This is a genomic window from Streptomyces sp. IMTB 2501 (assembly GCF_001953885.1).
In the GTDB taxonomy this organism is placed as follows: domain Bacteria; phylum Actinomycetota; class Actinomycetes; order Streptomycetales; family Streptomycetaceae; genus Streptomyces.
Window position 1 is genome coordinate 298,443 of the sequence record NZ_MQUS01000001.1, and the last position, 21,635, is coordinate 320,077.

Annotated in this window: 16 protein-coding genes and 2 pseudogenes; 16 read left to right on the top strand and 2 right to left on the bottom strand. The window is 69.2% G+C overall.

The genetic code is table 11. The features are described 5' to 3' along the window. The first annotated feature begins 59 nt into the window (after nucleotides 1–59). Nucleotides 60–668 carry a TetR/AcrR family transcriptional regulator gene (locus tag AV521_RS01495; protein WP_256725384.1) on the top strand — a complete coding sequence of 203 codons (609 nt, stop codon included), beginning with the start codon at nucleotides 60–62 and terminating at the stop codon, nucleotides 666–668. A 423-nt stretch (nucleotides 669–1,091) separates the two neighbouring features. Then, complete coding sequence (locus tag AV521_RS50325; RefSeq protein WP_256725385.1) at nucleotides 1,092–1,229, top strand: hypothetical protein; 138 nt, start codon at nucleotides 1,092–1,094, stop codon at nucleotides 1,227–1,229. 219 nt (nucleotides 1,230–1,448) lie between these two features. On the opposite strand, the gene AV521_RS01500 is transcribed toward AV521_RS50325, so the two are convergent. Next, nucleotides 1,449–4,292: a glycoside hydrolase family 3 C-terminal domain-containing protein gene (locus AV521_RS01500; protein WP_076082395.1), complete on the bottom strand. Its 2,844-nt coding sequence runs from the start codon at nucleotides 4,290–4,292 to the stop codon at nucleotides 1,449–1,451. 323 nt (nucleotides 4,293–4,615) lie between these two features. Between AV521_RS01500 and AV521_RS01505 the strand changes: the two genes are divergently transcribed. From AV521_RS01505 to AV521_RS46305, 5 genes and pseudogenes are all read left to right on the top strand, one after another. Then, on the top strand, nucleotides 4,616–6,289 hold the full coding sequence (locus tag AV521_RS01505) for an extracellular solute-binding protein (protein ID WP_076082397.1): 1,674 nt from the start codon (nucleotides 4,616–4,618) through the stop codon (nucleotides 6,287–6,289). Then, nucleotides 6,289–7,350: a sugar ABC transporter permease gene (locus tag AV521_RS01510; protein WP_076082399.1), complete on the top strand. Its 1,062-nt coding sequence runs from the start codon at nucleotides 6,289–6,291 to the stop codon at nucleotides 7,348–7,350. Before AV521_RS01505 ends, AV521_RS01510 begins: the two co-directional genes overlap by 1 nt. After that, nucleotides 7,347–8,273: a carbohydrate ABC transporter permease gene (locus tag AV521_RS01515; protein WP_076082401.1), complete on the top strand. Its 927-nt coding sequence runs from the start codon at nucleotides 7,347–7,349 to the stop codon at nucleotides 8,271–8,273. The genes AV521_RS01510 and AV521_RS01515 overlap by 4 nt, the downstream gene beginning before the upstream one ends. 164 nt (nucleotides 8,274–8,437) lie before the next feature. Further along, entirely contained in the window at nucleotides 8,438–9,154 is a 717-nt protein-coding gene (locus tag AV521_RS01520; protein WP_076082403.1) for a hypothetical protein, read from the top strand. A gap of 193 nt (nucleotides 9,155–9,347) precedes the next feature. Continuing rightward, nucleotides 9,348–9,554: pseudogene (locus AV521_RS46305) on the top strand (transposase family protein); the annotation flags it as partial. Between the two features lie 515 nt (nucleotides 9,555–10,069). On the opposite strand, the gene AV521_RS01530 reads toward AV521_RS46305, so the two are convergent. Further along, nucleotides 10,070–12,301, bottom strand: a complete 2,232-nt coding sequence (locus tag AV521_RS01530; protein WP_076082407.1) for an alpha-L-fucosidase — start codon at nucleotides 12,299–12,301, stop codon at nucleotides 10,070–10,072. Nucleotides 12,302–12,733: 432 nt separating this feature from the next. Here AV521_RS01530 and AV521_RS01535 point away from each other — a divergent pair, with 432 nt between their 5' ends. From AV521_RS01535 to AV521_RS01575, 9 genes and pseudogenes are all read left to right on the top strand, one after another. Continuing rightward, the gene (locus AV521_RS01535) at nucleotides 12,734–13,792 is read left to right on the top strand and encodes a sugar ABC transporter substrate-binding protein (RefSeq protein ID WP_076082409.1); all 1,059 of its coding nucleotides are present in this window, start codon (nucleotides 12,734–12,736) and stop codon (nucleotides 13,790–13,792) included. 77 nt (nucleotides 13,793–13,869) lie between these two features. Then, complete coding sequence (locus AV521_RS01540) at nucleotides 13,870–15,432, top strand: sugar ABC transporter ATP-binding protein (protein WP_076082411.1); 1,563 nt, start codon at nucleotides 13,870–13,872, stop codon at nucleotides 15,430–15,432. Between the two features lie 4 nt (nucleotides 15,433–15,436). Beyond that, nucleotides 15,437–16,477 carry an ABC transporter permease gene (locus AV521_RS01545; RefSeq protein ID WP_076083415.1) on the top strand — a complete coding sequence of 347 codons (1,041 nt, stop codon included), beginning with the start codon at nucleotides 15,437–15,439 and terminating at the stop codon, nucleotides 16,475–16,477. Nucleotides 16,478–16,573: 96 nt separating this feature from the next. Next, on the top strand, nucleotides 16,574–17,908 hold the full coding sequence (locus tag AV521_RS01550) for an L-fuconate dehydratase (protein WP_076082413.1): 1,335 nt from the start codon (nucleotides 16,574–16,576) through the stop codon (nucleotides 17,906–17,908). Next, nucleotides 17,901–18,803: an amidohydrolase gene (locus AV521_RS01555; RefSeq protein ID WP_076082414.1), complete on the top strand. Its 903-nt coding sequence runs from the start codon at nucleotides 17,901–17,903 to the stop codon at nucleotides 18,801–18,803. Before AV521_RS01550 ends, AV521_RS01555 begins: the two co-directional genes overlap by 8 nt. Then, a complete protein-coding gene (locus AV521_RS01560) occupies nucleotides 18,794–19,231 on the top strand; it encodes an RbsD/FucU domain-containing protein (RefSeq protein WP_076082416.1) in 438 nt (145 codons plus the stop codon). Before AV521_RS01555 ends, AV521_RS01560 begins: the two co-directional genes overlap by 10 nt. After that, nucleotides 19,228–20,271: a zinc-binding dehydrogenase gene (locus AV521_RS01565; RefSeq protein ID WP_076082418.1), complete on the top strand. Its 1,044-nt coding sequence runs from the start codon at nucleotides 19,228–19,230 to the stop codon at nucleotides 20,269–20,271. Before AV521_RS01560 ends, AV521_RS01565 begins: the two co-directional genes overlap by 4 nt. Beyond that, the gene (locus tag AV521_RS01570; protein WP_076082420.1) at nucleotides 20,268–21,029 is read left to right on the top strand and encodes an SDR family NAD(P)-dependent oxidoreductase; all 762 of its coding nucleotides are present in this window, start codon (nucleotides 20,268–20,270) and stop codon (nucleotides 21,027–21,029) included. The genes AV521_RS01565 and AV521_RS01570 overlap by 4 nt, the downstream gene beginning before the upstream one ends. Next, a pseudogene (locus AV521_RS01575) lies at nucleotides 21,014–21,563 on the top strand (bifunctional 4-hydroxy-2-oxoglutarate aldolase/2-dehydro-3-deoxy-phosphogluconate aldolase); the annotation flags it as partial. The gene AV521_RS01570 and the pseudogene AV521_RS01575, both read left to right, overlap by 16 nt. Nucleotides 21,564–21,635 lie beyond the last annotated feature (72 nt).

Below are 21,635 nucleotides of genomic sequence, written 5' to 3' on the forward strand. Positions count from 1 at the left end.
CTGGCAGGCCGTATGGGGGTGGGAGCCACTCAGGGCCGGGCCACGGGCAGAATGGGGAAGTGAGTACTACTGGGCAGAAGACAACCGACCCCAAGCGTCAGGAGAACACGGTCGAAGGAGACCTGCCTCCTCGCGAACGCCTGGTCCGGGCCGCGTCGCGGCTGTTCTATTACGAAGGTGTACGCGCGATCGGCGTGGAGCGGCTGATCGCCGAGGCCGGGGTGACCAAGGCGACCTTCTACCGGCACTTCGCCTCCAAGGACGACCTGGTCGTGGCCTACCTGCTGACCAAGGACGCCTACTACAAGGAGGTGGCCGAACCACTGGCCGCCGCGCACCCGCCCGCGGAGGCGATCGACCTGATCTTCGAGGCGATCGCCGAGCACGCCCGCGAGCGCGGCTTCCGCGGATCGCCGTTCCTGAACGCGGCCGCCGAGTACCCGGACGCCGACCACCCGGTCCGTGGCCTGGTGACGACCCACCGGGACTGGATCCGCAACCTCTTCCAGGAACTGCTCACCCGGCTCGGCCACGCCGACCCGGAGTCGGCCGCCGGTGCGCTGCTGATGCTGTACGACGGCGCGATGGCCGCCGGCTACCTGGACGACACGACGGCCGCCCACAAGACCCTGCTGAACGCGGTCCGGCTGATCCGCTCGGGAGGCTGATCCCGTCGGAGCCGCATGAGGCAGCGGCTCTGCGCGGTGCCCCGGCTGGGCCGGGGCGCGGATTGGTTTCACGGAACCTTTCGATCTCTCTTCGACGTGCACCGGCGACCTACTGGTAGATCCCCGTCTGGAGGCAGCCCGGCCGGGAAGGCCGATATGGGCTTCCTCACGAGGGAGGAAGACCGGTCGTTCTACCAGTCGACGATAACTCCCTCGCCGTCCGCGCGCCAACCGATCGACGCGCTTGTGGGATCCCTCACGAGTTACTGCAGTCCCCAGGGTCTTTCTGGCTTGGCGGCCGAGTTGGCCGACTCCTTGATTCCTGGACCGGAAGAAAGGGGCCCCGGGTACCTGGCGCCCCCGGCTCGTGGTGGTCAACCTCGGCACCAACGACGTCTCGACCTCCGTCAACCCCGGTGAGCCGTGGACACCCGACAGCCTCGCGGAGACGACTCGGGCCTGGACTTCCTCGGCTGCGACTGGCATTACTCGGCCCAGGGCGACCGACGCATCGCCGACCGGCTCACCTCGTTCATCGCCGGTCTGTCGACAGGCTGGTGACGGCACTGATCACCCAAGAGCACCACAGGTCCGGCTACGGGACATCCGACCCCTGAAACGGTGCGGCCCGCCCCGGCGCTGGAGAAGGCCGAGTGCCGTCACGTTCGGGGCGTCGGACCATGTCGAACGCAGGCCCGAAGAAGCCGAGTCCGGCACCGAAGCCGTCCGGTGCCGGACTCCTGTGCGGCGGCTGCCGTGCACATGGGGTCGACGCGGACCTCAGACGGAGAAGGCGATGCGCGCGAGCCGCACCGGGCCACGCAGTCCGAGGCGGACGTCGTGCACACCGGCCGCCACGACGACGGGGGCGCTCACCGTGGCGTAGTCGCGGGGCCCGGCCGTACCCGGGGAGAGCGTGAGCACTGTCAGTACCGGACCGTCACCCAGCGAGAGTTCGACCGTACCCTCACCCGCGGCCTCCACCGTGATCCCGGTAGCCCCCTTTCCGAAGTCACAGTCGCAGAACAGCAGCTCGCCCCTCCGGCCGGCCACAGGGGCCACGGAGTCACCCGACGTCTTCGTGCGGTCCACGATCTCCGTGTCGCGCTGGTCGTCGAAGTCCGCCGCGTCCAGGCCGCCCGCCATGACCGGCCGGGGGAGGGACGGCTCGCCGTCGAGGTGAACGGTCCGGGTCAGGCGGATGTCCTCGCTGGACGCTCCGACGAGGATCTCGTAGCGGCCCGGTTCCACCCGCTGACGTCCCTGCGCCACGTCCCAGAACGCGAAGGCCGACATCGGCACCCGGAAAGCGACCTCCGTGACCTCGCCGGGCGCGAGCGTCACACGCTCGTGCGCGGCCAGTTCCCTGCGGGGCCGTGGCACCGACGGCTCCGTGGCCCGGGTGTAGAGCTGGGCGACCTCGTCCGCGGTGACGTCACCGGTGTTGCCGACCGTGAAGGACACGTGCAGTGTCCCGTCCTCGACGCGAGTGGTGAGGCCGTCGTAGGAGAAGGACGCGTACGACAGGCCGTGGCCGAACGGGAAGAGAGGCGTGCCCTCGAAGTAGAGGTACGTCTGGCGGCCGCCGATCACGTCGTAGTCGAGGAGGTCGGGCAGGTCGGCGTCGTCGGCGTACCAGGTCTGCGGGAGGCGGCCGGCGGGGGAGACGTCGCCGGCGAGGACGCGGGCCAGGGCGGTGCCGGCCGCCTGGCCGCCGTGGGACGTCCAGAGCATCGCCGGGAGGGACGTGTGGTCCAGGGCGTACGGATACGCCGACACCAGCGCCAGCACCGTGTTCGGGTTGGCCGTGCGGGCCGCGTGCAGGAGGCGCTCCTGCTGGGCGGGGAGGGCCAGGGTCGTACGGTCCTCGGTCTCGCGGCCGTTGATGTGCGGATCGTTACCCGCGACCACCAGGACCACGTCCGCCTGCGAGGCGATCCTCTCCACCGCGTCCTCGCCGCTTTCGACGACGACGACCTCGAAGATCTCACCGTTCCCGTCGGCAACCTTGAGGCCGTCGGGGGCGACAGAGATGTGGTGACCCGTTCCGATGTGCCGAAGAAGGTGCCCGTTCTCGTGCGGTTCCAGGCGGAACGTCTCCTGCACGACCCAGCCTCCGGGCTGGTCGGCGGAGGCGCGGACACGGCCGTCCTCGGCGACCGAGAGATAGCGGCCGTCGGGGGAGCGCAGGGTCAGCACGCCCTCGCCCCAGTCGACGAGCGCGAACTCCGTGCCGGTCGCGTCGGTGGTGAGCGGGGGCAGGTCCGTACGGCCCGCGAGCAGGGCGGGGTCGAGGGCGCCCTCGGCGCCGCGCACGTCGTCGGCTGCGTCCGCCTCGGGGACGTGCAGGAAGGTTCCGGCCGAGGTCTTCAGCAGGATCCGGTCCACGCCCTCCGCGAACTCCACACGCTCCGCGCCGAACCGCTCGTACAGGCCCTCCAACGGGGTCGAGCGGTGGATGAGCGTGCCGCTGTACCAGTCGAGCTTGCACTCGTCCGCGAGTACGCCGACCACGGCGAGCCGGGTGTCGGGTGCGAGCGGCAGCAGGCCGGCGCTGTTCTTGAGCAGGACGACCGCCTGCTCGGCGGCCTCCTGGGCGAGGGCGCGGTGGGCCGGGGTGTCGAAGTCCCTGGTGATCGCGTGCGGGTCGTACTCCGGGTCGAACTCGCCGAGCCGGAAGCGGACCGAGAGCTGGCGGCGGACCGCCGTGTCGATGTCCGACTCGGTCAGCAGGCCCTGTTCCAGGGCTCCTCGGACCCGTGCGGTGATCTTCGAGCTGTCCGTGCCGTGGTCGGTGAAGCTGTCGACGCCGGCCAGCAGCGCGGCGGCCGTCGCCTCCTCGTGGGTGTCGAAGTAGTGCTCGGAGTCGACCAGGTTGGAGGGCGCGCCCGCGTCCGAGCAGACGAGGAGGTCCTCGTCCGTCCAGGTGCGCAGGTGCTCGCGCAGGTACGGGGAGACGTGGTTGGGGCGGCCGTTGACCAGGTTGTACGCCGGCATCACGCCTGCCGTCGCGCCCGCCTCGACCGTCTCGCGGAAGGCCCGCAGGTCGTACTCGTGCAGCACGCGCGGGCGGACCGAGGAGGACGTGACGTCACGGGCCGTCTCGTTGTTGTGGGCCAGCCAGTGCTTGAGGACGGGCGCGGTGCGCCAGTACGTCGGGTGGTCGCCGCGCAGGCCACGGGTGTACGCGGTGGCGATGGCCGAGGTGAGCTTCGGGTCCTCGGAGTAGCCCTCCTCGTTTCGGCCCCACAGGGGGTGGCGCAGGAGGTTGACCGTGGGGGACCAGACGTTCAGGCCCACGCGGTCGTCGCGGGCGCGCATCGCGCGGGTCTCCTTGGAGACAGCCTCGCCGACCCGGCGTACGAGATGGGTGTTCCAGGTTGCGCCGAGACCGACGGCCTGCGGGAAGACGGTGGCCGGGCCCATCCAGGCCACGCCGTGCAGAGCCTCTTGGCCGGTGCGGAACGCGGCGATGCCGAGGCGCTCCACGGCCGGCGCGAACTGGTGCAGGAATCCCACCTTTTCGTCGAGCGTGAGCCGGGACAGAAGGTCGTCGATGCGCTTCGTGAAGGGCAGTTGCGGATCGCGGAAAGGTGGTGGCGTGTGCGGGGTGTGTACGGACACGTGGGGCTTCCTTGAGGTGACGCCGACAGATTATTCGAAGCGCTTCGATGCTCTTCAGACATCGGATGGGTGTCAAGAGATCAACGTCAATGCATCATGCAGGGCATACGTGGAGTGCCTTCCTGCACCTCGTATGAATCTTGGAACCGACCCTTGTGCGTCCATGGGAGTTCACTTAACCTCACAGCAACTTCGAAGCGCTTCGACTGTAAATCACGTCGTAGTAATGGGATGTCTGCTTTCAGCTCAGCCAGTTCCAGTCACGACACCGCAGCCGACGGCCCACCGCCGGGTGTCCAGGTGCGCCATGAAGGGTTGACGCAATGACGCCGAACGCCGACTCCTCCGGACTGAGCCGGAGAAGCTTTCTCGCCTCCACGGCGGTCGCCACCGCAGCGGTGGCCGGGGGAATGCCGCTGCTCACCGCCTGCGGTGGCTCGGACAACGGGTCGCAAGGCGGCACCACGTCGGGCAAGGCCGCCGACAAGCTGCTCCCGACTTACGTCGCCGGCACGGTCGCCAAGCCGGACCTTCCGTCGAAGAACGGTTCGTCGGCCGGCTACACCCGCAAGGTCGACCTCGCGGCCCTGGCCACCTCGGTCCCGCACAAGCTCGGCACCGGCGCTCCCTTCACGATCATGTCCCCCCTCTGGGGCACCCCGCCGAAGACCGGGTGCGCGTACTACAAGGCGGTCGACGCGGCGGCGGGTACCAAGGTCACCTGGCAGAACCAGGACGGCAACACCTACGCCCAGAAGCTCGGCGCCGTCCTCGCCTCCAGCTCCATGCCCGACATGGTGGTCTTGCCCAGCTGGTTGCTGGTCGGCCAGATCCCGAACGCGGTGGCCGCGAAGTTCATGGACCTCGGCCCCTACCTGGCGGGCGACAACGTCAAGAAGTACCCGAACCTGGCCGCGATCCCCTCCGACTCCTGGCGCATGTCCATCTTCGGCGGAGCGCTGCGCGGTATCCCGATGCCCACCGCCGCCGCGTCGTCCATCGTGCCCTACTACCGCAAGGACATCTTCGACAAGAAGGGCTACACGCTACCCAAGTCACCCGAGGAGTTCCTCAGCTGGGCCAAGGACGTCACCAGCGCCAAGGCCAAGGTGTACGCCTGCGGGGACATGACCTGGGTATCGGCGGGCATCTTCGGCGTCCGCCCCTCCGGGACGCTCGGCTGGAACATCGGGGACGACGGCAAGCTGACCTACCGCATCGAGCAGCCCGAGTACCTTGAGGCCCTGGAGTGGACTCGCAAGCTGTTCGACGCCGGCGTGGTCCATCCCGACGACAAGGCGCGCACCGGCGACGCGGGCCAGCGGTTCACCTCCGGGCAGATCCTGGTCTTCGCCAGCGACGCCTCGGCCTGGTACGTCAAAACCGCCGAACAGGCGAAGTCCAATCCGGACTTCAAGATCGAGGGCATGGACTACTTCGGCGCCGACGGCGGCAACCCGAAGCTGTGGGCGTCCTCGCCCGCCAGCATCTGGTCGCTGATCCGCAAGGGAGCCTCCAAAGAGACCGTGGAGAACGCGCTGGCCGCGGCCAACTTCGCGGCAGCGCCCTACGGCACCAAGGAGCGCATGCTCGTCGACTACGGCGTCGAGGGCACCCACTACACGGTCAAGGACGGCATCCCGGTCAAGAACGACCAGGGCAATTCCGAGGTGATCAACGCCTGGGTGATGCTGGCCGCCCCGGCTCCCTACTTCGCCCACCCGGACTTTCCCGATGTCGCCCGCAAGCAGGTCGAGTGGCAGCAGCGGATGGGTGCCTCCATGAAGAAGACGTCCACCTACGGCATGAACATCGTCGAGCCGACCCGCTACGCGAACCTGGCCAGCCAGTTCGAGCAGCTGGAGATCGACTTCGTGCGCGGCCACAAGAAGCTGTCCGATGTGCAGCAGGCCATCTCCACCTGGAGGTCCTCCGGTGGCGACAAGCTGCGCGACTGGTACAGGCAGCTCGTCGACAAGAACGGCAGCGGCAACTGATGTCCATGACGGCCGGTAGCAGGCCCGACGGGACCCGCCCCTCCGTGGCCGTCGAGGAACCGACGGCCGCGGTCGCCACCGCGGCGGCGAAGGACCGGGTGCCACGCAGGACGAGCAAGGCCGGCAAGGCGGGCAAGGTCCCGTGGCGGATCCGGCTGCGCCGCGACCGCGCGCTCCTCCTGATGACCTTGCCCGTCATCGTCCTGCTCCTCCTCTTCAACTACGTCCCCCTGCTCGGCAACGTCGTCGCCTTCCAGGACTACGACCCGTACGCCTCCAGCAACGGCATCACGGCGATCTTCCACAGCCCCTGGGCGGGCGTGGAGCAGTTCTCGCGGATGCTCGACGACCCGCTGTTCTGGAGCGCGGTGAAGAACACCATCATCCTGTTCGTGCTCCAACTGGTGCTGTTCTTCCCGGTACCGATCGTCCTCGCGCTGGTCATCAACAGCGTGATCCGGCCCCGGGTGCGGGCCGTGGCGCAGGCGATCATGTATCTGCCGCACTTCTTCTCGTGGGTCCTCGTGGTGACCGTGTTCCAGCAGATCCTCGGTGGCGCGGGCATCATCGCGCAGACCCTGGAGAAGCACGGATGGAGCGGCTTCGACCTGATGACCAACGCGGACGTCTTCAAGTATCTGGTCATCGGGCAGGCCGTGTGGAAGGACGCCGGCTGGGGGATCATCGTCTTCCTCGCGGCCCTGTCCGCCGTCAGCACCGACTTGTACGAGGCCGCCGCCATGGACGGCGCGGGGCGCTGGCGCCGTATGTGGCATGTCACGCTGCCCGCACTGCGCCCGGTGATCGCGCTGCTGCTGGTCCTGCGGGTGGGCGACGCGCTGAGCGTCGGATTCGAGCAGTTCCTGCTCCAGCGGGACGCGGTCGGTGCAAGGGCCGCCGAGGTCCTCGACACCTATGTGTGGAGCGTGGGTATCAAGTACGGCGACTTCAGCTACGCGGCCGCGGTCGGCCTCGTCAAGGGAGCCATCGGAGTGTGTCTCGTCCTGGGCGCGAACAAGGTCGCGCACCTGCTCGGCGAGCAGGGGGTGTACAAGAAATGAGCCTCAACACGCAGCTCATCCGCAGCCTCAAGGCTCCCGCCCGCCCCGTGTGGGAGGAGCCGCCGAGCAAGGCAGAACTCACCGCCAAGAGCGGCTTCCTCCTGCTCTGCTGCCTGGGGGTGCTCGGTCCGCTGTGGGTCGTGATCGTCACCAGCCTCTCTCCCAAACCCGTGATCGATCGGGTCGGCGGCCTCGTCGTGATTCCCCAGGGCATCACCTTCGTCAACTACACCGAACTGCTCGGCGGCGGCCAGGTCAGTCGGGCGATCATGGTCTCGGTCGGTGTCACGCTCTTCGGCACGCTGTTCTCGATGACGGTGTCGGTGCTGGCGGCCTACGGCCTGTCGCGGCAGGGGAGTCTGGGCCACCGGTTCTTCCTGATGACCATGATGGCGACGATGTTCTTCGGGGCCGGTCTCATTCCGACGTACCTTCTGGTGCAGACGCTGGGCCTCACCGACACGTATCCGTCGCTGGTCCTGCCGAGCGCGGTCAGTGTCTTCAACATCCTCGTCCTGCGGGCCTTCTTCATGGGGATCTCACCCGAACTCACCGAGTCCGCCCGCATCGACGGGGCCAGTGACCTGCGCATCCTGCTGACCATCATCATGCCGCTGTCGCGCGCGGTGCTGGCCGTCATCTCGCTGTTCTACGCGGTCGGTTACTGGAGTGCCTGGTTCAACGCCTCCATCTACCTCTCCGACCAGAACATGATGCCGCTGCAGAACGTGCTCATCCAACTGGTCCAGAAGAACACCGAGGCGCCGACCGGCCTCCAGCAGCAGGTCCGCACCGGACAACTCTCCTCGCTGGGGCTGCAGATGGCTGTCATGGTCCTCGCGCTGATCCCCGTCGCGGTTGCCTCCCCCTTCGTCCAGCGGCACTTCAAGAAGGGCATGCTCACCGGAGCCATCAAGGGCTGAGACCCCGGCGACCCCGTCCGGTGACCGGCGAGGTGCCCTGCACCCACCAGGACTTCTTCCGGCGACGCGGAGCTGGTCCCTCTCGTCGCCGGAGAGGACCACGTCCTCAGCAGGGGGCGTGGTGAGAACCCCCCACATCTCCCCCCACCCATGGAAGGGACACCATGGTGAAAAGCAGAACAGGCAAGATAACCATGGCGGTGCTCGCGCCGGCGATGGCGCTCGGTGCCACCGTCGGCCTCGCCTCCGCCCCCGCTTCGGCCGCAGTCTGGAACTCCTGCGACCAGTGGGCCAGCACCAGCCTGGACGGTTACAGGCTCTACAACAACATATGGGGCTCCGGTGCGGGCGGCCAGTGCATCTGGGCCAACTCCGGGACCGGCTGGGGCGTCTGGGCCGACCACCCCAACACCGGCGGCATCAAGTCCTACGCCAACTCGACGAAGTCGATCAACAAGTCGATCGACACCCTCAGCTGGCTCACCAGCAACTACGACGTCAGCGTCCCGTCGTCCGGCGCGTACAACACGTCGTACGACATCTGGGACAACGCCCACCAGTACGAGATCATGCTCTGGGTCAACCACACCGGGGCCGTTGGCCCGATAGGCAGCTGGCAGGCCAACGTCACGCTCGGCGGCCACAACTGGGACGTCTACAAGGGCACCAACGGGTCGAACCAGGTGTTCTCGTTCCTGCGGACGTCCAACTCCAACTCCGGCACCGTGGACGTCAAGCAGGTCCTCAACTGGATCGCCTACACCAAGGGCTGGATGCCCGGCAGTGAGATCATCGGCGACGTGCAGTTCGGCTATGAGATCACCTCGTCGTCCGGCGGACTCAACTTCAACACCAACAATCTGACCGTGAGCGGCGGCTGACCGGACATCAGGGCCGAGGTCGGTCCGTCTCCATCCTCAGGAGCGGTCGACCTCGGTCCTCCGACATCGAGAGCCAGCCGTGCCTTGGCGCCGCTGGTCAGGTGACGGTCCACGAAGCGCAACGAGCGAGGCCCCTGACCGGCGCTGCAAGCTCCGCCCGTCTTGCTGAAGGGCCTGCGCGAGGCCGATGTGGACGCTCGCCGAATGGGACCGGGTCGGCGACGGACGGGCCGACTACTCCCACAAGCGCCACCGGCAAGGGGTAAAACGTGCAGGTGGTCACCGATCGGGGCGGCCAGTTGCTGTGGCCCTCGCCCCGTTGCCGGGCAGCGCTCACGACCTGACCGCTGCCCGCACCCACCGGATCATCCGCATCTGCGAGCGCCAGGGCGTCCCCATTGAGACGGTCTGCCGAGAGGCGATGCTTCCGGCAGATCGCGCTGCGTTCGGGTGACGGGGGTCCGGCCCGTCGGGGGCCCGCTCGTCGGCGGAGTGAACATCGCGGGGCCCGCGATGGGATGGAGGTGCGGACCAAGGGCACGAGGCGTTCCGAATGAGCAGAGCGAGGCGCGCGCCCCGCGAGATCATCACGCACGGTGAGGTCGGCCTCGTGGCCCCGGACCACGGCCCGGTCGAGGACGAGCTCTGCCGCCAGGTCGACAGCGGCGCCGAGCGCGGGCGGACGGCAGCCCTCGGCCCGAAGAAGGTGCGCATCTCGTCGAAGACCGCGGCCGGTCCGCTGCCGGGTGGTGCCAAGAGGCTCGCTCGCCTTCGAGGTGTCCTCCGGGCAGCCGGTGCCCCGGAACTGGCAGTTGGTCCTGCACCCCCGGAGCGAGAAGATCGCCGCCACTCCGAGGATTCAGTTCGAACAGCTCGACATGGGCGGTGACCGCAGCGTACGGGCCGTCCCGAGGATCAGACGGACGTGAAGGACCACAGCAGGTTGGTGCTGCTGCCGTACGCCCACTGCTTGGTGACGGAGCCCGAGCCGACGTTGCCACCGCCGTCGAGGACCAGGCCGGTGGTGCGGTTGGCGATCGAGTAGGCGTCGCCACCCCGGGAAGTGATCTTCCACTGCTGGTTGGTACCGCCGTTCCAGGGAGCCTGTCGGGCCGGAGAGCCGTTGTCGGTGGCGCCCCAGCCGTCGGCGACCAAGCCGTTCGTCCGGTTGACCAGTCGGTAGTAGCCGCCGCCGACCGCCTCCGCCTGCCACTGCAGGTTGGAGCTGCCGTTCCACGTCCACTGCTTGAGGTCGGACCCGGACGCCACATCGCCGCCGCTGTCCAGGGCGAGTCCGTCGGTGGCGTTGGTGAGCCGGAAGTGAGCCGCCGGGTTGAACTGGACCCTCAGCGAGGCGATCTGGTCGTTGTTGCCGGTGACCCGCAGGTCGGGGTTCTCGGCGGTGAACGTCCAGGAGGTGCCGGTGAAGTCGTCCCCGGAGTAGCCGATGACCTGGTAGCCGGGAGCCGGCCGGAGGGAGGAGATGCTGCCCGCGCCCAGCCCGGCCGAGGTGAGGTCGGCCGTGGTGTAGTCACCGAGGGTGAGTACGGCCGAGTTGCCGCCGTAGTTGACGTCCGTCGAGGCGAGGGTGCCGGCGAGCGGCCGCAGGCCCGGGATCGTGCCGGAGAAGGCGAGCTTCAGGACGTAGGCGCCCGCGCTGTACGGGGCCGAGGAGGGCAGGGTGACCGTGAGGCCGGAGGAGTTCTGAACCGGCGTGGGCAGGTCGATGTAGGTGCTGGCGGTGGTGCCGAGGAGCTTCACCGAGGTCAGCGACGAGAGGTTGATCCGGTCCGGGCTGAGCGTCTTGATCGTCAGTGAGCTGCCCGGCCAGCCGAGGACGGTGGCGTACAGGACGGTGCCGGCCTTGTCGCGGGTGAAGCGGATGTCCTGCGGCGTGCCGGCGTGCGGGGTGGTGAACGCACCGCCGCCCATCTTCGTCGGGCCCTCTCCGTACGCCGTCCAGGCGCGGGTCGAATACACCGACTCGCCGAAGCGCTTCAGGTGGTCTCCGATACCGAGCAGGATGTCCTTCTGCGCCTGGGGGATGGTGCCGTCGGCCATCGGCGCGATGTTCAGCAGCATGTTGCCGTTCTTGCTGACCCGGTCGATGAACGAGTGCAGCATCTGCTGGACGGTGTAGTAGCCGATGCCCTGGGTGTAGCACCAGCTGCTGCTGGAGATGCTGTCGTCGGTCAGCCAGTACGGGGAGGCCAGGTCCCCCGGACCGCCGCGCTCGTAGTCGAAGACCTCGCCCTTGCTGTTCATGCCGTCCTTGTACGTGGCGACGACCTCTTTGCCCCAGCTGCCCGCCTGGTTGTAGTAGTACGCCAGGAAGTTCAGGCGCTGTGTCTCGTCCACGGCGTCCATCCTGAAGTCCTGCCACAGGATGTCGGGATGGGTACGGTCGATGACCTCCTTGAGCTTGTCGAACCAGAGCTGGTTCTCCGCGGCCGAGCCCAGCTGCCCGTAGAGCTTCTTGAGGCTGGGGTCCGTCTGGGCGGGGACGAACTCGTAGAAGCCGTTGAAGTGGTACGCGTGGTGCATGGCCACCAGCAGCTTGAGGCCCTTGGCGCGGATGGCCGTGGAGAAGAGCCGCAGCAGGTCGAGCCCCGGGCCCTTGTTCACCGAGTTCCACTCGTTGACCTGGCTGTCCCACATGGAGAAGCCGTCGTGGTGCTCGGCGACCGGGCCGGCGAACCTGGCGCCGGCGTCGACGAACAGCTGCACCCACTCGTCGGGGTCGAACTTCCCGCCAGCCGACTTCAGTTTCGGCGCGAACTTCACGAAGTCGCCCGCCAGGTCCTGTGCCCCGTTGATGAAGTCGTGGTACGGCCAGGCCGACGGCTGGCCGTACGTCGCGATGTGGTGTTGGTTGGCGTTGCTGCCCGCCTGGTACATGTTCCGCGGGTACCACTCGTTGTCGTAGGCGGGGACGCTGAAGACGCCCCAGTGGAAGTAGATCCCGAACTTCGCGTCCTGGAACCACTCCGGGGCCGGCGGGTGCTGGTCGACCGAGTTCCAGTCGGGCGTATACGTGCTGGGTGCGGCCTGGGCGGTGCCGGCATCGAACACGCCTCCGGCAACGGCCGCTGCGGCGACGCAGGTGGCACCGGCCAGGAAGTGGCGTCTGTTGATCGAACTCGACATGGAGACATCCCTGGTGCAGAAGGGGGAGGGGAATACAGGGCGTCGCTTGTTACGCATGAAGGTCGGCCATGTCTCCCCGGGATGTCAACCGGTGTGCAGGGATGAAAAGCGCTGAGTAGCAAGGGAGTTGGCTCTACTTGAGGCCAATCTGATGCGATTTGCGACTGTCCAGACATGGAATGTCTGTCAGGGGCTTCATGGCTCATTTGGATCAGCTAAACGCGAGGATTGATGGGATGGATCTGGCCTTCTGGGTGCCGGTCCGAAATCTCGGATGGGTCATGAGCTCGCATTATGATGCTTATTCGGCTGCGGGGTAGACAGGGCGGCAAGGGCGCACCTATAAACATCCCATCTCTTCCGGCACGGCGATACGCAGATGTCGTCGAGGCGAAACATCTCCCGCTACGGGACCGGCGCGAGGAAGCACCGATGAGAGTCAGAACCGCCCTCTGTTCAGCCGTCTCCGTCCTGTCCGCCCTGACGTTGCTCAGCGCCTGCAGCAGCGGCTCCGGCACCGGGTCCGGCGGCGCGCCGCTCGTCGGCGTCGACTACCCGCGTTCCGACACCGACTTCTGGAACTCCTACATCAAGTACACGCCCCAGTACGGCAAGCAGCTGGGCATGGACCTGAAGACGACCAACTCGCAGAACGACGTCGCCAAACTCACCGCCAACGCACAGACGTTCATCAGTCAGGGAGTCAAGGGGATCGTGATGGCCCCGCAGGACACTGCCGCCATCGCGCCCACCCTCGCGCAGCTGGAGGCGAAGAAGATCCCCGTCGTCACCGTCGACACCCGCCCCGACACCGGCAAGGTCTACATGGTCGTACGCGCCGACAACCGCGCCTATGGGGAGAAGGCCTGCCAGTACCTCGGCACAAAGCTCGGCGGCAAGGGCAAGGTCGTCATGCTTGAGGGCGACCTCTCCTCCATCAACGGCCGCGACCGCACCGAGGCGTTCAACGACTGTATGAAGAAGAACTACCCGGACATCAAGGTGTTCGGCGAGGCCACCAACTGGGACGGCGCGGTCGCCGCCCAGAAGCTGCAGACCGACCTGACGGCCAACCCGGACATCAAGGGCGTCTACATGGAGGCCAGCTTCGCGCTGTCCGGCACGCTGCAAGTTCTGAAGCAGAAAGGCCTGTTGGCGGGTCCGAAGGACAAGAAGCACGTGTTCGTCGTGTCCAACGACGGCATCCCCGAGGAGCTCCAGTCCATCGCCGAGGGCAAGATCGACGCCACGGTCTCGCAGCCGGCCGACCTCTACGCCAAGTACGCCCTGTACTACGTCAAGGCCGCGATCGACGGGAAGACGTTCAAGCCCGGCAAGACCGACCACGACAGCGCCATCATCCAGGTCCGCGACGGCGTGCTGGAGGACCAGCTCTCCGCCCCGCTCGTCACCGCCGACGGGGCCACCTACGGCGGCGTGCCCAGCGTCAAGAGCGACGACAAGGCGCTGTGGGGCAACAACCTCGGCTGATCCTCTGATTTCTCATCGGGACACAACGGTGATTCCACATCAGGAACGCAACGGCCCACGAAGACAAGGAGGTTGAGATGAGCGACGGGGAGCGAGCAGTCACCCCCGCGCCCGCCCGGGCGGACGGCCGGCGGTCCCCCTCGGGCCCGCCCGTCGTCGAGGCGGCGGGCATAGTCAAACGATTCGGTCCGACGGTGGCCCTGAACGGCGCCCGGATCACCATCCGGCCCGGGGAGACCCACGCGCTGGTCGGCCGCAACGGAGCCGGCAAGTCGACCCTGGTGTCGGTCCTCACCGGCCTTCAGGCCCCCGACGAGGGAACGGTGACCTTCGGCGGCGAGCCGGCCCCCCGGCCCAGCGACCGTGACGCCTGGCGGCAACGCGTGGCCTGCGTCTACCAGAAGTCGACCATCATCCCCGCACTGACCGTCGCCGAGAACCTCTTCCTGAACCGGCACGACCACGGACACAGCCGGCTCATCAGCTGGCAGGCCACCCGTCGCCGCGCACGGGACCTGCTGTCGGCCTGGTCGGTGGACGTCGACCCGCAGACCCCGGCCGGTGATCTGAGCGTCGAGCAGCGGCAGTTCGTCGAGATCGCCCGCGCGCTGTCCTTCGGGGCCCGGTTCATCATCCTCGACGAGCCGACCGCCCAACTCGACGGTGCGGCCATCAACCGCCTCTTCGACCGTATTCGCGACCTGCAACGCCAGGGCGTGACCTTTCTGTTCATCAGCCACCACCTCCAGGAGATCTACGAGATCTGCGACATGGTGACGGTGTTCCGAGACGCCCGGCACATCGTGACCGCACCGGTCGCGGACCTTCCCCGCGCCGACCTCGTCGCCGCCATGACCGGCGAGGCGGCGACCGACCGGCGCGAGGAACGCACGAGAGCCCTCGCCCCCGGTGCCACGGCCGCACTGAGCGTCCGTGCTCTGCGGGGCGACGCGTACGACGACGTCAGCTTCCAGATCGCGGCCGGCGAGATCGTCGGCCTCGCGGGGGCTGCCGGCAGCGGTCGTACCGAGGTCGCCGAGACCGTCGTAGGGCTTCGGGCGGCAGCGGCGGGCGAGGTGGAGATCGCCGGGAGGCGGCCCCGGCCGGGCAGCGTGCCCGCCGCGCTCGCCGCAGGTGCCGGGTTCGTCCCCCAGGACCGGCACCACCAGGGCTTCGTTCCCGACATGTCGATCGCGGACAACGCCACCCTGTCCGTTCCCCGCAGGCTCGGCCAGGGCGGGTTCCTCAGCCGCAGCCGCCGCGACCGGCTCGCCGAGGGCATGATCGAGAACCTCGCGATCAAGACTCCCGGTCCCGAACTGCCCGTCTCCGCACTGTCCGGAGGCAACCAGCAGAAGGTCGTCATGGCCCGCGCCCTCGCCGACGACCCCCGGCTGCTTGTTCTGATCAACCCGACCGCGGGCGTGGACGTGCGCTCCAAGGAGTTCCTCCTCGACAAGGTCGAGGAGACCGCGGCCACCGGAACCGGAGTGCTCATCGCCTCCGACGAACTCGACGACCTGCACATGTGCGACCGGGTCCTGGTGATGTTCCGGGGCCGTGTGACCTCAGAGATCGCCCGCGGCTGGCACGACCACGACCTCGTGGCCGCGATGGAAGGAGTGGACCTGCATGCCTGAAGTGATGCCTGAAACTACCCTCGCGGACACCGCCGCCAACGGCGCGGAGCCGGCGCCCGGGCGGACCGTGCTGCTCGGCGGCCGGATACCCCTGGCCTGGCTGCGCGACCTCGCGCTCGTCCCGGCCATCGTGGTCATCGCGATCGTCGGCCAGATCGTCAACCCGGTCTTCCTGCAGGCCGACAACCTCCTCAACGTCCTGCAGACCATGTCCGAGATGGCCCTGCTGGTCCTCGCGCAGACGATGATCCTGATCGTCAAGAAGATGGACCTGTCGCTTGAGTCCACCATGGGCCTCGCGCCCGGCGTCGCGGCCTGGCTGGTCGTGCCGGCCGGAGCGGGCCACGGACTCGGACTGCTCCCCGGCGCGTGGTCCGTTCCCGTGACCCTGGCCGTGGGCGCGGTCGTCGGCGTGATCAACGCCCTGCTGATCATCCGCTTCGGCCTCAACGGCTTCATCGTCACCCTCGGCATGCTGATCGTCCTGCGCGGTGTCCTCACCGGCATCTCCGGCGGCCAGACCTTCTTCCAGCTGCCGGAGTCGATGCTCTACCTCGGCACCGCCGAATGGTTCGGGATGCCCGCGTCCATCTGGGTCTGCCTGGTGCTGTTCGCCGTCGCGATCGTGGTGCTCGGCTGGACCAGCTTCGGCCGCTCGCTGTACGCCATCGGCGGCAACATCGACGCCGCGAAGGCGGCCGGCATCCGCACCGACCGGGTGCTGTGGATCGTCATCGTCACCGGCAGCGTCCTCGCCGCCCTCGCCGGACTGATGCTCTCCGGACGCCTCGCCTCGGTCGCCTCGGCGCAGGGCAACGGCTACATCTTCACCGTCTTCGCCGCCGCCGTCATCGGCGGGATCAGCCTGAACGGCGGCAAGGGCACCATGTTCGGGGCGTTCAGCGGCATCCTGCTGCTCTTCATGATCCAGAACGTGCTCACGCTGGCCGGTGTCCCCGCCCAGTGGATCGGTGCCCTCAACGGCCTGATCATCCTGGTCGCCCTGACCATCTCGCGGATCACCGGCGGCAAGGTCCAGGAGTGAATGCGGCGGCCGTCCAGGCCACCCGGCATCCTCCGCCGCACCCCCATCTCGCCGCAAGGGGCCGTATCGCCCCCGCACCTCACAGGAGTTGCCGCCATGTCATCCGCCCTGTCCGCTTCCGTGTCCGCTGCCCGTATCACCGCCCTGGACGTGCTGGACGTGCGGTTCCCGACGTCCGAGCACCTGGACGGGTCGGACGCGATGAACCCCGAACCCGACTACTCCGCCGCCTACGTCGTCCTGCGCACCGACGCCGGCGACGGCCTGGAGGGCCACGCCCTGGCCTTCACCACCGGCCGCGGCAACGACGTGCAGGCCGCCGCCATCACCGCCCTCGCCCCGTACGTGGTGGGCCTGTCGGTCGACGAAGTCTGCGCCGACCTCGGCACGTTCTCCCGCTCCCTCGTTCACGACCCGCAACTGCGCTGGCTGGGACCGGAGAAGGGTGCCATCCACATGGCCACCGGCGCGGTCGTGAACGCCGCCTGGGACCTGGCCGCCAAGCGGGCCGGCAAGCCCGTGTGGCGCTTCCTCGGCGAGATGCCACCCGAGGACCTGGTCGCGCAGGTCGACTTCCGCTGGCTGTCCGACGCCCTCAGCCCCGATGAGGCACTCCAGATCCTGAGCCGCGCCGAGCCCGGCCGCGAACAGCGCATCGGCCGCCTGCTCGACCAGGGCTACCCCGCCTACACCACCACCCCCGGCTGGCTCGGCTACTCCGACGAGAAGCTGGCCCGCCTGGCCCGTGAGGCCGTCGCCGACGGCTTCACCCAGATCAAGCTGAAGGTCGGCGCGTCCCTGGAGGACGACGTACGGCGCATGCGCACCGCCCGCGAGACGGTCGGCGACGGCATCCGCATCGCGGTGGACGCCAACCAGAGATGGGACGTCCAGGCCGCGATCGACTGGATGCACGCCCTGGCCCCCTACCAGCCGTACTGGATCGAGGAGCCCACCTCACCGGACGACATCCTCGGCCACGCCGCCGTGCGCAGGGCCGTCAGCCCCATCAAGGTCGCCACCGGCGAGCACATCGCCAACCGCGTCGTCTTCAAGCAGCTCCTCCAGGCCGGCGCGGTGGACATCGTGCAGATCGACTCCGCGCGGGTCGGGGGCGTCAACGAGAACATCGCGATCCTGCTGCTCGCCGCGAAGTTCGGCGTCCCGGTCTGTCCGCACGCGGGTGGCGTGGGCCTGTGCGAGATGGTGCAGCACCTGTCGATGTTCGACTACGTCGCGGTCTCCGGCACGACAGAGGACCGTGTCATCGAGTACGTCGACCACCTGCACGAGCACTTCGTCGACCCGGTGCGCATCGTCGACGGCCACTACCTGGCGCCGACACTGCCCGGGCTGAGCGCGCAGATGCACCCCGCGTCCCTCAAGGAGTACGCCTACCCCGACGGCCCCGTCTGGACCGCCCGTGTCTGAGGCCCAGGCCCTCGTCGACGCCCACCACCACGTCTGGGACCTGGACGTCCGGCCGCAGCCCTGGCTGGACGAGCCCGCGCACGAGCCGATCCGCCGCAGCTTCAGCTCGCACGCCTTGCGATCGTCCGCGACCCGGCCGATCGCCGGACGACGGCTGACGAGCACGGTGGTCGTCCAGTGCGTCGCGTCCGTGCCCGAGACGCGCGACCTCCTCGCCCTGGCCGACAGCGACCCGCTGATCGGCGCCGTGGTCGGCTGGGCGGACCTGACGTCCCCCGCGATCGGCGACGTACTCGACGACCTGCGGACCGGGCACGCGGGCCGGTACCTGCGGGCCCTGCGCCACCTCGTGCAGGGCGAGCCCGATCCGCACTGGCTCCAACGACCGGACGTGGAAAGGGGGTTGGCTGCGGTCGGGGCGCGCGGGCTCGGATACGACGTGCTGATCCGCAGCCACCAGCTCCCGCAGGCGATCCGTCTCGCGGAACGGCTCCCCGAGCTGCCGCTCGTCCTGGACCACGCCGGCAAACCACCGCTCGCCGGGCGGGACCTCACCGACTGGACCCGGCTGGTACGCGCACTGGCCAGGCATCCCCAGGTCCGCTGCAAGGTGTCGGGCCTGATCACGGAGGCCGACCACGAGAAGTGGACCATCGACGACATCCGCCCCGTGTGGGACGTCCTGCTCTCCGCCTTCGGTCCCCACCGGCTGATGTTCGGCTCCGACTGGCCGGTCTGCCTCCTCGCCGCCGGATGGAACCGGTGGGCCGCCACCGTCGAGGAACTCCTGGACGGCTGCTCCGGCACCGAGATCCACGCGATGCTCGCCGGCACCGCGACCGCCTTCTACCACCTGACCCCCGCCCCCACGAAGGAGGGGACACCGTGCTCCTGACGGAACTGCTGCACCCAGGGATCCTCGAATCGCTGGCCGGAGCCGGCCACGGATCGCGCGTCCTGCTCGCGGACGGCCACTACCCCGCGAGCACCGCCACCGGCGAGCGCGCCCGGACCGTCCACCTCAACCTGGCCCCCGGCCTGCTCGACGTCACCACCGTGCTCGACGTCCTGCTGCGCGCCCTGCCCGCCGAGGCGGCCCACGTCATGGTGCCGCCCGAGGGCGAACCGGAACCGCCCGCCAACGCCGAGTACCGCTCGATGCTGGCGCCCCTCCCGGTCGACACGCTCGGCCGCTTCGAGTTCTACGACGCCGCCCGCTCGCCCGACCTGGCGCTGACGATCGTCACCGCCGACACCCGTACCTACGCCAACCTGCTGCTGACCATCGGCGTCCGCGCTGAAGGGACCCTGACGACACGATGACCCTCGCCGTCCGCTACACATCCGCCCGCACCCTGGACACGGCTCCCGCGACCGGTGCGCCACCTGGTCCGGGAGAGGTGGAGCTGGCTCCCGCCTACGTCGGTATCTGCGGCACCGACCTGCACATCTTCCACGGCGACATGGACGCCCGGGTCCACACGCCCGCCGTTCTGGGGCACGAGATGTCCGGCCGGGTCGTGCGGGTCGGGCCGGGAGTGGAGGGCTGGCGGGCCGGCGACGCGGTCACCGTGATGCCACTGCGCTGGGACGGCACCTGCCCGGCCTGCCGCGCCGGGCATCAGCACATCTGCCAGCACCTGGACTTCATCGGCATCGACTCCCCGGGCGCGATGCAGCAGCGCTGGACGGTGCCCGCCGCCACCCTGATCCGGCTGCCGGACTCCCTCGCCCTGGACCGGGCCGCGCTCGTCGAGCCGACGGCGGTGGCCGTGCACGACGTGGGCCGGGCGAAGGTCGCCGAGGGCGAGAAGGCCGTGGTGGTCGGTGGCGGGCCGGTCGGTGTGCTGATCGCGCTGGTCGCACGGGCCGCGGGTGCCGAGGTGCGGGTGGTGGAGCCGAGCGCCCACCGTCGGCTGCTGGCCGAGCAGTTGGGGCTGACCGTCTGGGACCCGGCCGCGGACGACATCGGCGCCCTGGTCGACGCGTGGACGCGGGACGCGGGTGCGGATGTCGCCTTCGAGGTGTCCGGCGCGACGGGCGGCGTGGACACGGCCGTCGACGTGCTGGGCGTACGCGGCCGTCTCTGCCTCGTCGCCATCCACCCCCGCCCCCGCGAGGTGAACCTGCACCGGTTCTTCTGGCGCGAACTCACCCTGGTGGGCGCCCGGTTGTACGACCGTGGCGACTTCGAGAGCGCGGTGACCCTGGTCGCGGACGGCACGATCCCGGCCGAGCGCCTCATCAGCAAGGTCGTCCCCCTCACGCAGGCACCGGCCGCGTTCGAGGCCCTGGAGGGCGGCGGTGACGTGATGAAGATCCTCGTGGACTGCACCGACACCACCGAGGGAGCGGCCGCATGACCGCCTTCGACCTCACCGGGAGGCTCGCCGTCGTCACCGGGGCTCGGCGCGGTATCGGCCGGGCCATGGCCCGCGCGCTGGCCGAGGCCGGCGCGGACGTCATCGGGGTGAGCGCCGCGCTGGAGGAGTCCGGCAGCGCGGTGGAGAAGGACGTGCACGCCGCGGGCCGTTCCTTCGAGGCGATCCGGACCGACTTCGCCGACCCCGCCGCCGTACGAGCCCTGGGCGCGGACCTCGCCCGACGCGAGCGCCCGGTGGACATCCTGGTCAACAACGCGGGCACGATCCGCCGCGCTCCGGCCGCCGAACACACCGACGCAGACTGGGAGTTGGTGCTCCAGGTCAACCTCAACGCGCAGTTCGCGCTGACCCGGGCGGTCGGCGGTGCGATGGTGGCCCGCGGCGAAGGGAAGGTCATCTTCACGGCGTCGCTGCTGAGTTTCCAGGGCGGCATCACCGTGCCCGGATACACCGCAGCCAAGCACGGCATCGCCGGTCTGACCAAGGCGCTGGCCAACGAGTGGGCGCCGCACGGGGTGAACGTCAACGCCCTCGCGCCCGGCTACATCGCCACCGACAACACCCAGGCCCTGCGGGACGACCCGGTGCGCAGCAAGGCGATCCTGGACCGGATCCCGGCCGGCCGCTGGGGCGGCGGCGACGACCTGGCGGGCGCCACGGTCTTCCTCGCCTCGGACGCCGCCGCCTACGTCCACGGCGTCGTCCTGCCCGTCGACGGCGGATGGCTCGGCCGGTGAGCGTCCCCGACCCGGCCACCGCACTGGCCGGGGCCCGTCTCCTGCCCGTGCTGACCGTGCCGTCCACGGCCACCGCCGGCCCACTCGCCGACGCGCTCACCGCGGGCGGTGCCCGGTGTGCCGAGGTCACCTTCCGCACACCGGACGCCGAGCAGGTGCTCAAGACGATGGCCGCCCATGGCGGGCTCACCGTCGGCGCCGGCACGGTCCGCACGCCCGAGCAGGCGGAGCGGGCGGTGGCGGCCGGGGCCCGCTTCGTGGTGTCCCCCGGCTTCGACGGGGAGGTCGTGGCCAAGTGCCGCGAGCTGGGGGTGCCCGTGGTACCCGGCATCGCCACCGCCACCGAGCTGATGCGTGCCCTGAAGGCGGGCCTCGACACCGTCAAGCTCTTCCCCGCCGAGCCGCTCGGCGGCCCGCGGACGCTGCGGGCGCTCGCGGCCCTTCCCCGGGACGCGCTTCGTGCCGACCGGCGGGATCGACGCCTCCCGCCTGGCCGCCTACCTCGCCGACCCGGCGGTTCTCGCGGTCGGCGGCAGCTGGATGGCCACCGCCGCCCACCTGGAGCGAGGCGACTATGCGGAGATCCGCCGACTGACCGCCGAGGCG

Excerpts from the sequence above, each read along its gene's own strand:
- AV521_RS01505 (WP_076082397.1), top strand. The coding sequence starts at position 4,616 with ATGACGCCGAACGCCGACTCCTCCGGACTGAGCCGGAGAAGCTTTCTC.
- AV521_RS01510 (WP_076082399.1), top strand. The coding sequence starts at position 6,289 with ATGTCCATGACGGCCGGTAGCAGGCCCGACGGGACCCGCCCCTCCGTG.
- AV521_RS01515 (WP_076082401.1), top strand. The coding sequence starts at position 7,347 with ATGAGCCTCAACACGCAGCTCATCCGCAGCCTCAAGGCTCCCGCCCGC.
- AV521_RS01520 (WP_076082403.1), top strand. The coding sequence starts at position 8,438 with ATGGTGAAAAGCAGAACAGGCAAGATAACCATGGCGGTGCTCGCGCCG.
- AV521_RS01530 (WP_076082407.1), bottom strand. The coding sequence starts at position 12,301 with ATGTCGAGTTCGATCAACAGACGCCACTTCCTGGCCGGTGCCACCTGC.
- AV521_RS01535 (WP_076082409.1), top strand. The coding sequence starts at position 12,734 with ATGAGAGTCAGAACCGCCCTCTGTTCAGCCGTCTCCGTCCTGTCCGCC.
- AV521_RS01540 (WP_076082411.1), top strand. The coding sequence starts at position 13,870 with ATGAGCGACGGGGAGCGAGCAGTCACCCCCGCGCCCGCCCGGGCGGAC.
- AV521_RS01545 (WP_076083415.1), top strand. The coding sequence starts at position 15,437 with ATGCCTGAAACTACCCTCGCGGACACCGCCGCCAACGGCGCGGAGCCG.
- AV521_RS01550 (WP_076082413.1), top strand. The coding sequence starts at position 16,574 with ATGTCATCCGCCCTGTCCGCTTCCGTGTCCGCTGCCCGTATCACCGCC.
- AV521_RS01565 (WP_076082418.1), top strand. The coding sequence starts at position 19,228 with ATGACCCTCGCCGTCCGCTACACATCCGCCCGCACCCTGGACACGGCT.
- AV521_RS01570 (WP_076082420.1), top strand. The coding sequence starts at position 20,268 with ATGACCGCCTTCGACCTCACCGGGAGGCTCGCCGTCGTCACCGGGGCT.